Origin of the sequence: Micromonospora sp., assembly GCF_048594385.1 — a bacterium.
GTDB lineage: Bacteria > Actinomycetota > Actinomycetes > Mycobacteriales > Micromonosporaceae > Micromonospora > Micromonospora wenchangensis.
Window position 1 is genome coordinate 19,822 of sequence record NZ_JBMDWU010000597.1, and the last position, 11,090, is coordinate 30,911.

Sequence of the window (11,090 nt, forward strand, 5' to 3'; positions counted from 1 at the left end):
CGACCGGCCCCGGAGCAGGACGTATCCGGGTTTCCATAGCACGTCGGGGCCTTGATCGTCCGGTCGTCCACAGGCCCCCGGGTTGTCCACAGCCGGGGTGACGGGGGTCGCGTTCCGCCCGTCCCCACCCGGACGCTGACCGTCATGACCAACCGGAACCAGGCGATCGGCGCGTACGGCGAGCGGTGCGCCGTACGCCATCTGATCGGGGCCGGGCTACGCCCGGTGGCCCGCAACTGGCGCTGCCGGGCGGGCGAGATCGACGTCATCGCCTGGGACGGCCCGGTCCTCGCCTTCTGCGAGGTGAAGACCCGCCGGGGAGACACCTACGGCAGTCCCGCCGAGGCGATCGTCCCGGCCAAGGCCCGGCGGTTGCGCGGGCTCGCCGTCCGCTGGCTGGCCGAGACCGGGACCACCGCCGACGAGGTCCGCTTCGACGTCCTGTCGGTCCGGCTGCCACCCGCCGGACCGGCCCGCGTCGAGCATCTCAAGGGGGCCTTCTGATGGCCGGCGGGCGTCGGGACGAGGACCGGCGGGCCGGCAGGCGGGTCCGGGCGGGGGTGGCGTGGTGAGCTACGCCAAGGTGCTCGGGGTGGGCCTGGTCGGCGTCACCGGCCACCTGGTCGAGGTCGAGGCGGACCTCTCCCCCGGGCTGCCGGCGGTCGTCATCTCCGGGCTGCCGGACACCGCCCTGCACGAGGCACGGGACCGGGTCCGCGCGGCCGTGGTCAACTCGGGGCAGCGCTGGCCCAACCGCCGGATCACCCTCAACCTGCTGCCCGCCACGCTGCCCAAGTACGGCTCGGCCTTCGACCTGGCCATCGCGGTCGCCCTGCTCGGTGCCGCCGGTGAACTGCCGCTGCTGCCGGTGGAGGGGGTGGTGGTGCTCGGCGAGCTGGGGCTCGACGGGACGGTCCGGCCGGTTCGTGGCGTACTGCCGATGGTCACCGCCGCCGTACGCGCCGGGCTGGACCGGGTGGTCGTACCGGTGGGGAACGCGGCGGAGGCGGCGGTGATCCCCGGGGTGCGGGTCCGCGCCGTCGACACCCTGCACCGGCTGGTGGCCTTCATCCGGGACGGGACGCCGCTGCTCGAACCACCGCCACCCGCCCCCGCCGAGGCGGCGGCCGGGCCGGATCTCGCCGACGTCGCCGGGCAGGGCCTGGGCCGACGCGCGGTGGAGGTGGCGGCGGCCGGCGGACACCACCTCTCCCTGCTGGGGCCACCCGGTGCCGGCAAGACGATGCTCGCCGAGCGGTTGCCGTCGATCCTGCCGGAACTCGACGACGCCGCCGCGCTGGAGGTGACCGCGCTGCACTCGATCGCCGGCACCCTGCCGCCGGACGGGCGGCTGCTGCGCCGTCCACCGTTCCAGGCACCACACCACTCGGCCACCGTGGCGTCCCTCGTCGGCGGCGGCTCGGGACTGGCCCGGCCGGGGGCGCTGTCGCTGGCGCACCGGGGTGTGCTCTTCCTCGACGAGGCCGCCGAGTTCAGCAAGGCCGCCCTGGAGGCGTTGCGCCAACCGCTGGAGAGCGGTCAGGTGCACCTGACCCGGGCCCGTGGCGGCACCCGGTACCCGGCCCGGGTCCAGTTGGTGCTGGCCGCCAATCCCTGCCCCTGCGCCCGGCCCGGGGGCGACACGCTCTGCGAGTGCAGCCCGCTGGCCCGCCGGCGGTATCTCGGCCGGCTCTCCGGTCCGCTGCTCGACCGGATCGACGTACAGGTCCGGGTGCTGCCGGTGCGGGCGGCCGAGTTGATGGGCACCGACCCGGACGGTGAGCCCTCGGCGGCGGTCGCCGCCCGGGTGGTGGCGGCGCGCGGGGCTGCCGCCGAGCGGTGGGCTGCGGTCGGGCACCGGCTCAACGCGGAGGTGCCCGGCCCGCTGCTGCGCCGCCCACCGTGGCGGCTCGCCGCCCAGGCCACCGCCGACCTACGCGGTCGACTCGACCGGGGTTCGCTCTCGGCCCGGGGCTTCGACCGGATCATCCGGCTCGCCTGGACGATCGCCGACCTCGACGGCCGGACCCGGCCCGATCAGGAGGACGTCCGGGAGGCCATCGGCCTCAGAACGGGGGAGGAAGCGTGACCAGCATCGAGGACCTGCACGCCCGGGTGGCGCTCACCTGGCTCGCCGAACCGGGCACCCGGTCGGTGTACCGCCTGGTGGGCCGGCTGGGTGCGGCGGCCACCCTGGAGTTGCTGCTCGACGGCGGTGCGCCCGACGACGCGTTGCGGGCGACGGTGGCGGCCCGGCTGGACGCCGGCGATCCCAGGACGGTGGCGGCCGGGGCGGTGGCGCTCGCCGACCGGCTCGGCGCGCGGATCGTCTGTCCCGCCGACGACGAGTGGCCCGCCCCACTGGGTGACCTGGAAGGGCTCGAACTGCCCGGGGCGAGCCGCAAGGTCGACCGGGAGACCGCCCCACCGCTGTGCCTGTGGGTACGTGGCGGGTGGCCGCTGGCCGAGGTGCTGGACCGGTCGGTCGCGGTGGTCGGCGCACGGGCCGCCACCGGCTACGGCGTACACGTCGCCACCGAACTCGGGTACGGCCTGGCCGACCGGGAGTGGACGGTGGTCTCCGGCGGCGCGTTCGGCATCGACGCCGCCGCCCACCGGGGCGCGTTGAACGCCGGTGGGGTGACGGTGGCGGTGCTGGCCTGCGGGGTGGACCGTCCCTACCCGATGGGCAACTCGGCGCTCTTCGACCGGATCGCCGAGACCGGCCTGCTGGTCAGCGAATGGCTGCCGGGTGCGGAGCCGTTGCGTCCCCGTTTCCTGATCCGCAACCGGGTGATCGCCGCCGGGACCCGGGGCAGCGTGCTGGTCGAGGCGGCGGCCCGCAGCGGCGCGGCCCAGACCATGCACCGGGCGATCGCCCTCCAACGGCCCTCGATGGTGGTGCCCGGCCCGGTCACCTCGGCGCTGTCCGTCGGCGCACACGAGTTGCTGCGGGAGTACGACCGCACCCGACTTGTCACCGGGCTCGCGCACGTGTTGGAGGAGGTGGGCCGGATCGGGGTCGACCTGGCGCCACCCGCCCGGGGTGCGGCCCGCCCGACCGATGTCCTCGACGACGAGGCGACCATGCTGCGCGAGTCGATGCCCCGACGTGGCACGGTCGGCGCGGACGTACTGGCCGCCCGGGCCGGCGTTCCGGTCCGGACGGCGTTACGCAAACTCGCCCTGCTGGAGGAGTTGGGTCTGGTGGCCCGCCGCGCCGACGGCTACGCCCTCACCCGGCCCCCGTCGCGCTGAGGCGGAGACGACGGATGCCACCCGAAGGTGCCACCCCGGTGGACGGGTTCGGATGCGATGATCGCTGCCGTGTCGATTCCCCGTCGTTCCGTCCTCGGTCTCGGATTCGCCGCCGCCCTCGGGCTGACCGGCTGCGCGCAGCACCCGTCCACCGGGCCGGCCGGCTCCTGGGCCACCCCGGTCCCCGGTGACGGCTCGCAGGGCGGCCAGGGTGCGGCGGCTGCCGGCCGACCGGGGGCCGCCGCCCGGGGTGCCGCCCCGACCGTGACCAGAAAGCCGCGCACGCTCACCGTGGCGCTCCAGCGCTACCTCCAGCCCACCACCGAGAACCCGAAGCACCCGACGTACGCCGGGGCGGTGGTGCTGGCGACGACCGACGGTGAGCCCACCGACCACCTGGCGGTCGGTGAGGCGCTGCGCTACGACGCCGGGCCGGTGCTGCTGCCGGCGGCGAAGCGGGTCGCCATGCGTCCCGACTCGATCTTCGACCTGGCCTCGCTCACCAAGGTCTACACCGCGATCCTCACCCTGCAACAGGTCGACAGCGGGCGGATCGACCTGGACGCGCCGGTGGTGCGGTACCTGCCCGGGTTCACCGGCACCGGCAAGTCCACCGTCACCGTGGCGATGCTGCTGGCCCACACCAGCGGCCTGCCGGTCGGGGCGAAGGTGACCGGCTACTCGACGATGGCGCAGCGGTGGCAGGCGGTGCTGGCCACCCCGCTGGTCAGCGGCGCCACCCCGGGCACGGTGTTCCGCTACTCCAGCGTCGGTCTGATGGTGGCCGGAAAGATCGTCGAGCAGGTCACCGGGCTCACCCTCGACCGGGCCCTGAAGACCTACCTGACCGGCCCGTTGGGGCTGCGCTACACCGGGTTCAACCCCAACACCTGGCTCAGCTCGGCCGACCGGGCCAACCGGCTGGTCGCCACCGACGCCCGTTCCTCCCGGGGGCTGCTGCGGGGTGTGGTGCACGACGACGTCGCCAACCACCTCGGCGGCATCGCAGGTCACGCCGGCATCTTCGCCCCCGCCAGCGAGGTTGCGGTCATCGGGCAACTGCTGCTCGACGGCGGCAGCTACGGCGGGAAGCGGATCCTCGCCGAGAGCACCGTCGCCCGGATGCTGCGCAACGCCAACACCGGGTTGCCCGCCGTCGACCCCGACCGGCCGGGACGCACCTCCGACCACGGCCTCGGCGTGGTGCTCAACCAGCCCTGGTTCATGGGCAGGCTCGCCCGGCCCACCACCTTCGGACACACCGGGTTCACCGGCACGTCGTTCCTGGTCCAACCGGACCGTCGCCGGGTGCTGGTGCTGCTGACCAACCGTGCCCATCCGAACTGGAGCTGGGCCGACCCGGACCCGGCCCGCGTCGCCGTGGCCAACGCGTTCGCCTGACCCGCTCCCGCCGCCGACCGGACCACAGCCCGAGCACCCCCGCGCCCACCGGCCGCCCCGCCGAAGCACCACCACCTCCCTCCACCCGCCGCCCGTCCGTCCCCGATCAGCCACCCGCCTCCTCCGGCGGCCCGTCCGCCTCCGGATGGCTTGCCGGGCCCCGCGGGTCGTCCGGTCGGCGGTGTCCCCCTGCCGGCGTCCGTAAGCTGGGCCGGTGAACCCGGACGAGTGGTCGGTCGCAGGTCGACAACCGTCGACCCCCGGCAGTTGCCGCCGGGGACCTCGGCGGTGGCAGCGCGATGAGTAGTCGCAGACCGGGGACCCGGGCCACCCACCAGGCACTGCCGCCGGCCATGCGGGACGCGGTCGACGGCTTCGCCGTGCACCTGGCGCAGGTACGCAACCGCTCCGCGCACACCGTCCGGGCGTACGTCGCCGACCTGGTCTCGCTGCTCGACCACGCGGTCCGGATGGGTTGCGCGGCCCCCGCCGACCTGGATCTGGGCGTGTTGCGCAGTTGGCTGGCGAAGCAACGGACCACCGGCGCGGCATCCAGCTCGTCGGCTCGACGGGCCGCCGCGGCGCGCACCTTCAGCGGCTGGGCCCACCGGTCCGGCCTCCTGACGACGGACGTGGCCGCCCCGCTGGCCACCCCGAAGACACGTCGGGAGCTACCGGTGGTGCTCCGCGCCGACCAGGTCGCCACCCTTGTGGAGGCCCCGGGCCGCAACCGGCCCACCGCCCCGGGCCACGACGGGCCTCCCGCCGCGCCACCCGACGCTCCCTCCACCGGGGCACCTCCCGCCCCGACCACCGGTGGGGCCTCCCCGGAAGTGGACCCGGCGGAGGAGGCGGTCCTGTCACGTGACCGGGCACTGCTCGAACTGCTCTACGCGACCGGCGCGCGGATCAGCGAGGTGTGCGGTCTGGACACCACGGACGTCGACGGGGAACGTCGGGTGATCCGGGTCCTCGGCAAGGGCAACCGGGAACGGACGGTCCCGTACGGGCTGCCGGCGCAGCGGGCGGTCGACAGGTGGTTGGCGGCCGGTCGACCCGAACTGGCCGGCCCGGACTCCGGGCGGGCCCTGTTCCTCGGTGCCCGGGGCGGGCGGCTGCACCCGACGACGGCCCGGCGGATCGTGGCCGGGTACGCGCGGACCGCCGGGCTACCGCCGACCAGCCCGCACGGGCTGCGGCACTCGGCGGCCACCCACCTGTTGGACGGCGGGGCCGACCTGCGGGCGGTGCAGGAGCTGTTGGGGCACTCGTCCCTGGCGAGCACCCAGATCTACACCCACGTGTCGGTGGAACGACTCCGCGCCGCCTACCGGCAGGCCCATCCCCGGGCCTGACCGCCCTCCGGGGCCGGAGCCGGCCCACCCCCCGGGAGTCGTGGGGCCACGCCGTCGGCGGGGTGCGGTGACCGGTGACGATCGGCCCGGCCGCCCGGCGGCATGCGGGCTACGATCGCCCGATGAGCGTCCCGACGCCGCCCGAGTCGATTCCCGGGGCCCGACTGCTCTTCACCCTCGACCCCTCGGTCAGTTACCTCAACCACGGTGCGTTCGGTGCGGTGCCGCTCAGCGTGCAGCGCACCCAGCAGCGGCTGCGCGACGAGATGGAAGCCAACCCGCAGCGCTTCTTCGGGATGGCGCTGATCGACCGGCTCGCCCACACCCGACGGCACCTGGCCGCCTTCCTCGGTGCCGATCCGGAGGGCACCGCCCTGGTCGGCAACACCACGACGGGGGTGGCCGTGGTCCTCCAGTCACTCGGCCTACGCCCCGACGACGAGGTGCTCGGCACCGACCACGGGTACGGCGCGGTGAACTACTCCGTCGCCCGGGAGTGCCGCCGGACGGGCGCGACCACCCGTGCCCTGCACCTGCCCCGGTCGGCCACCGACGCGCAGATCGTGGAGATCGTCCGGGCCGGCCTGCGCCCGGGGCGTACCCGGTTGCTGCTTGTCGACCAGCTCACCTCGGCCACCGCCCGGGTGCTGCCGGTCGCCGCGCTGGTGGCGGTGGCCCGGGAGCACGGCATCCCGGTGCTGGTGGACGCGGCACACGTGCCCGGGATGCTGCCGGTGCAGGTCGACGCGATCGGGGCCGACTTCTGGGTGGGTAACCTGCACAAGTGGGGGTTCGCCCCGCGCGGCACCGCCGTGCTGGTCGTCGCCCCGTCATGGCGGACGCGGATCGAGCCGTTGGTGGTGTCCTGGCAGCAGGCCGAGGGCTTCCCGGGCAACGTCGAGTGGCAGGCCACCCTCGACTACACGAGTTGGTTGAGCGCCCCGGCCGGTCTCTACGCGCTGCGCAGCCTCGGCGTCGAGCGGGTCCGGGCGCACAACGCCGCACTGGCGGCGTACGGGCAGCGGGTGGTCGGGGACGCGCTCGGGGTGCCCCCGGCCGACCTGCCCGACCCGGGCGGGCCGGGGGTGGCGATGCGGATCGTGCCGTTGCCGGCGGGCGTCGCCGGCACCCTGGAGGAGGCCGCTGCCCTGCGCGGCCTGATCGCCGATCGCCTCGCCGCCGAGGTGGCGGTGATGGCCTGGCACGGGCGGGGTTGGCTGCGGCTGTGCGGGCAGGTCTACAACACCCCCGACGAGTACGAGCGGCTGGCGGCCCGGCTGCCGGCGTTGCTGACCGGGCGGGGCTGAGCCGACGCCGGCGGAGCGCCGACCGCACCGGCAGGGTGCCGCGTCGTCCCGCCGGGCGACCCCGTCCGGCCCGGCACCCCATCGTCGACCGTCGCCGGTGCCTGTGGTCCGGTCAAAAGCGCCGCCGGTGGCCGCTCGGCGGGCCACAGCGGCGTCAGGGGCCGGACGGCTGGCCACCCCGGCGTCAGGGGCCGGACGAAGGCCGGCGTCGACGGTGGTACCCGGGCCGAGGCTGAGGTCGGTCGTCACCGGCAGCAGGCGGACCCGGCCGAGCCCGAGCAGGGCCAGCGGGTCGAGGTATTCCGGGCCGCGTCGGGCCCCCCAGTGCAGGCAGCCGCCGGCCGGCACCCCCGTCGCAGGGCAGCCCGGATGCCCGGCCAGCAGCACGCCCAGCGGGGCGCCGGCCGCCACCACGTCACCGGTGCGCACCCGGGGGCGTACCGGCTCGTAGGTGGTCCGCAGCCCCTGCGGGTGGCCGACGGTGACCACCGGTCGGCCGGCGACCATGCCGGCGAAGAGCACCGTGCCGGCCCCGGCGGCCCGGACGGTGACACCGGGCGCGGCGGCGAGGTCCACGCCCCGGTGGCCGGCGAGCCACGGCAGCGGGGGTGGGTCGAACCGGCGTACCGGTCGGGGCGGGCCGTCGAGCGGCCACCGGAACGCCGGTGCGGGCGCGGCCCGGACCGGGGTGGATCGTGGCGGGGTCGGCCGGCCGGGGAACCAGTGCGAGCCGAACACGAGCACGGCGACCCCGATGGCCGTCACCTGCCGTAGTCCTGTGCGCATCACCGCAGCATGCCGGGGTCGCCCGCGTGGTGCCGCGCACCCGGTGTCCGCTGTGGATGAGGGGACGGGCTGTGGAAAACGACCGTCGGGCCGGTGGATCTGTTATGCCGGTTGCCGGCCGCCGCCGGGCGGAACGACGACGGTGCCGGCCGGCCGACCGGTCTAGGCTGACGGGATCGCAGTGCGGCGCGGAGCGGGAGGCCACCGATGACCACCATGGACGACGTGAGCCGGCCCTCGCGGGTCGCCGGGGCGGACGAGGGGATCAGCCCGGAGGAACTCCGGTTGGCCGCCCGCAACCACGGCATACCGCTGGAAGCGTTGCGGTACGACGTCACCCCGGCCGGCCTGCACTACCTGCTCATCCACTACGACATTCCCGATCTCGACCCGGCGGTCCACGCGCTGACCGTGGACGGGGCGGTGGGTCGGTCGCTCCGGCTCGGGCTGGCCGAGCTACGCGAACGCCCCCGGGTGACCCACCGGGTGACGCTGGAGTGCGCCGGCAACGGCCGGGCGTTGCTGCACCCCCGCCCGGTCAGCCAGCCGTGGCTGGTGGAGGCGGTGGGCAACGCCGAGTGGACCGGCACCCCGCTGGCGCCGCTGCTGCGCGAGGCCGGGATCGCGCCCGACGCGGTGGACGTGGTGTTCACCGGCGCCGACCACGGCGTGGAACGTGGGGTGGAGCAGGACTACCAGCGGGCCCTGCCGGTCGCCGACGCGCTGCGCGACGAGGTGCTGCTGGCGTACGAGATGAACGGCGCTCCCCTGCTGCCCCAGCACGGCGCGCCGCTGCGGCTGATCGTCCCCGGCTGGTACGGCATGGCGCACGTCAAGTGGCTGCGCACGATCAGCGTGCTGACCCGGGAGTTCGACGGTTACCAGAACGCGGTGGCCTACCGGCTGCGGCGCGACGCCGACGACCCGGGGGTGCCGGTGACCCGGATCGAGCCCCGGGCGCTGGTCCGGCCGCCGGGTTTCCCGGATTTCATGTCCCGGGCCCGGGTGCTGCGGCCGGGGCCGTGCACGGTGGACGGACGCGCCTGGTCGGGGCACGGGCCGGTGGTGGCGGTGGAGGTGACCACCGACGGCGGGGCGAGCTGGTCACCGGCCACCCTGGACCCGCCGGCCGGCTGCGGGTGGTCGTGGCGACGCTGGCGGTACGAGTGGACGCCGCAGCCCGGCCGCTACGCGCTGGGGGCCCGGGCGACCGACGCGTCGGGGCGTACCCAGCCCGTGGAGCAGCCGTGGAACCGGGGTGGGTTCGCCAACAACCTCGTCCAGCGGGTGGACGTGCTCGTCGTCGCGGAGTGAGGCGGCCCGCTCCCGGCCCGACGTCGGCGGTGGGCGGCCGACGCGGGGCGGGGGTCAGCTACCGAAGCCCGAGTCGGCCGGCAGCGAGATGTCGGGCTTCTCCAGCTCCTCGACGTTGACGTCCTTGAACGTCATCACCCGGACGTTCTTGACGAAGCGGGCGGGACGGTACATGTCCCAGACCCAGGCGTCGTGCATCTCGACCTCGAAGTAGACCTCGCCGTCGGAGTTGCGCACGTGCAGGTCCACCTGGTTGGCCAGGTAGAAGCGGCGTTCCGTCTCCACCACGTAGGAGAACTGACGGACAATGTCGCGGTACTCCCGGTAGAGCTGCAGCTCCATCTCGGTCTCGTACTTTTCGAGATCTTCCGCGCTCATCGCACTCCGCCTTCCATGACCACATCTTCCCCCACCGGTGCCGGAGGCCGCGGCTGCTCGCCCAACGCCACGCCGACGGTACCCCCTGTCCGGCCCGAGCGCTCCATCGGCTCGGGAGCAGCTGCGCCGAGCGGCCGGCGGGCCCGGGGTGGGGTCCCCTCCCGGCCCGCGACGGCGGCCACGTTGACGTACGAGAACCGGTGCTCCACGCAGGGCCCCCGCTCGCGCAACGCCTCGGTGTGCTCGGCCGTGATGTACCCCTTGTGTTCGGCGAAGCCGTAGCCCGGGTGGCGTCCGTCCAGCTCCACCATGATCCGGTCCCGGGTGACCTTGGCCAGTACGCTGGCCGCCGCCACGCAGGCCGCCACCCGGTCGCCCTTCCAGACCGCCAGCCCCGGCACGTCCAGCCCGTCCACCCCGAAGCCGTCGGTGAGCACGTACTCCGGGCGGGTGGTCAGCGAGGCCAGGGCCCGGCGCATCGCGGCGAGGTTGCACACGTGCAGCCCCCGGGTGTCGACCTCCTCGGCCGGGACGACCACCACCGCGTACGCCAGCGCGCGGGCGACGACCTCGGCGTACACCCGCTCCCGGCTGGCCGGGGTGAGCAGCTTGGAGTCGGCCAGCCCCTCGATCTCGCCGCGTCGCCCCTCGGGCAGCACCGCGGCGGCGGCCACCAGCGGGCCGGCGCAGGCCCCCCGGCCGGCCTCGTCCGCGCCCGCGACGTGTCGGAAGCCGCGTCGTTGCAGGGCCCGTTCCAGCGCGTAGAGCCCCCCGTCGCGACGCACCACCGTGCGCGGCGGGGTCAGCACGACGCCTCCGACGCGAGCACCTGGGTGAGCAGGTCCACCAGGTCGGCGGGGTAGCACCGCTCGGTGGTGTCGGCCAGCTCGGCCGCCGACCACCAGCGGTGCCCGGTGACGCTGGCCCGTTCGATCGCGTCGAAGCCGGCCGTGTCGACCTCCCAGGTGGGCACCCGGACCACGAAGAACTCCTGTTCCTGGCGGTACCACACGCCGTCGAAGGGAAACTCGATCGTCTCGGAGCGGACCGACCCGCCCAGCTCGGCCGGCGTCAGCCGCAGCCCCGTCTCCTCGGCCAGCTCCCGGGCGGCCCCGACCGCCGGGGACTCCCCCGGGGTGAGCCCACCGCCGGGGGTGAACCAGTACCGGTGACCCGGGCGGGCCGGGTCGACGCCCGCGAAGAGCAGCACCCGGCCGGACGCGTCGACGAGCAGTACCCGGGCCGCACGTCGGGGGTGGAAGACGGTCACCGCATCAGCCTGCCAGACGGT

At 75.2% G+C, this 11,090-nt stretch carries 10 protein-coding genes and 1 pseudogene; 7 read left to right on the top strand and 4 right to left on the bottom strand.

What is annotated here, in order from left to right:
- Nucleotides 1-144: 144 nt before the first annotated feature.
- The 6 genes from ACOJTC_RS31170 (at nucleotide 145) to ACOJTC_RS31195 (ending at nucleotide 7,321) form a co-directional block, all read left to right on the top strand.
- Nucleotides 145-504 (top strand): YraN family protein, encoded by a 360-nt coding sequence (locus tag ACOJTC_RS31170; protein ID WP_204923834.1) that lies wholly within the window; start codon nucleotides 145-147, stop codon nucleotides 502-504.
- 64 nt (nucleotides 505-568) lie between these two features.
- Complete coding sequence (locus ACOJTC_RS31175) at nucleotides 569-2,089, top strand: YifB family Mg chelatase-like AAA ATPase (RefSeq protein WP_420119560.1); 1,521 nt, start codon at nucleotides 569-571, stop codon at nucleotides 2,087-2,089.
- Nucleotides 2,086-3,258, top strand: a complete 1,173-nt coding sequence (locus tag ACOJTC_RS31180; RefSeq protein ID WP_420119561.1) for a DNA-processing protein DprA — start codon at nucleotides 2,086-2,088, stop codon at nucleotides 3,256-3,258. Before ACOJTC_RS31175 ends, ACOJTC_RS31180 begins: the two co-directional genes overlap by 4 nt.
- 69 nt (nucleotides 3,259-3,327) lie before the next feature.
- Nucleotides 3,328-4,659, top strand: a complete 1,332-nt coding sequence (locus ACOJTC_RS31185; protein WP_420119562.1) for a serine hydrolase domain-containing protein — start codon at nucleotides 3,328-3,330, stop codon at nucleotides 4,657-4,659.
- Between the two features lie 299 nt (nucleotides 4,660-4,958).
- Nucleotides 4,959-6,014 (top strand): tyrosine recombinase XerC, encoded by a 1,056-nt coding sequence (locus tag ACOJTC_RS31190; RefSeq protein ID WP_420119563.1) that lies wholly within the window; start codon nucleotides 4,959-4,961, stop codon nucleotides 6,012-6,014.
- A gap of 122 nt (nucleotides 6,015-6,136) precedes the next feature.
- Complete coding sequence (locus tag ACOJTC_RS31195; RefSeq protein ID WP_420119564.1) at nucleotides 6,137-7,321, top strand: aminotransferase class V-fold PLP-dependent enzyme; 1,185 nt, start codon at nucleotides 6,137-6,139, stop codon at nucleotides 7,319-7,321.
- A 246-nt stretch (nucleotides 7,322-7,567) separates the two neighbouring features.
- On the opposite strand, the pseudogene ACOJTC_RS31200 reads toward ACOJTC_RS31195, so the two are convergent.
- Nucleotides 7,568-8,107, bottom strand: a pseudogene (locus tag ACOJTC_RS31200) (murein hydrolase activator EnvC family protein); the annotation flags it as partial.
- Nucleotides 8,108-8,314: 207 nt separating this feature from the next.
- Between ACOJTC_RS31200 and ACOJTC_RS31205 the strand changes: the two are divergent.
- A complete protein-coding gene (locus ACOJTC_RS31205) occupies nucleotides 8,315-9,421 on the top strand; it encodes a sulfite oxidase (RefSeq protein ID WP_420119565.1) in 1,107 nt (368 codons plus the stop codon).
- 54 nt (nucleotides 9,422-9,475) lie between these two features.
- Here the strand turns inward: ACOJTC_RS31205 and ACOJTC_RS31210 are convergent, their stop codons facing one another.
- Genes ACOJTC_RS31210 through ACOJTC_RS31220 form a run of 3 tightly spaced genes read right to left on the bottom strand, consistent with a single transcriptional unit; the run spans nucleotide 9,476 to nucleotide 11,069 of the window.
- Complete coding sequence (locus ACOJTC_RS31210) at nucleotides 9,476-9,799, bottom strand: DUF2469 domain-containing protein (protein ID WP_011905215.1); 324 nt, start codon at nucleotides 9,797-9,799, stop codon at nucleotides 9,476-9,478.
- On the bottom strand, nucleotides 9,796-10,608 hold the full coding sequence (locus ACOJTC_RS31215; protein WP_204923828.1) for a ribonuclease HII: 813 nt from the start codon (nucleotides 10,606-10,608) through the stop codon (nucleotides 9,796-9,798). Before ACOJTC_RS31215 ends, ACOJTC_RS31210 begins: the two co-directional genes overlap by 4 nt.
- The gene (locus ACOJTC_RS31220; protein ID WP_420119566.1) at nucleotides 10,602-11,069 is read right to left on the bottom strand and encodes an NUDIX hydrolase; all 468 of its coding nucleotides are present in this window, start codon (nucleotides 11,067-11,069) and stop codon (nucleotides 10,602-10,604) included. The genes ACOJTC_RS31215 and ACOJTC_RS31220 overlap by 7 nt, the downstream gene beginning before the upstream one ends.
- Nucleotides 11,070-11,090 lie beyond the last annotated feature (21 nt).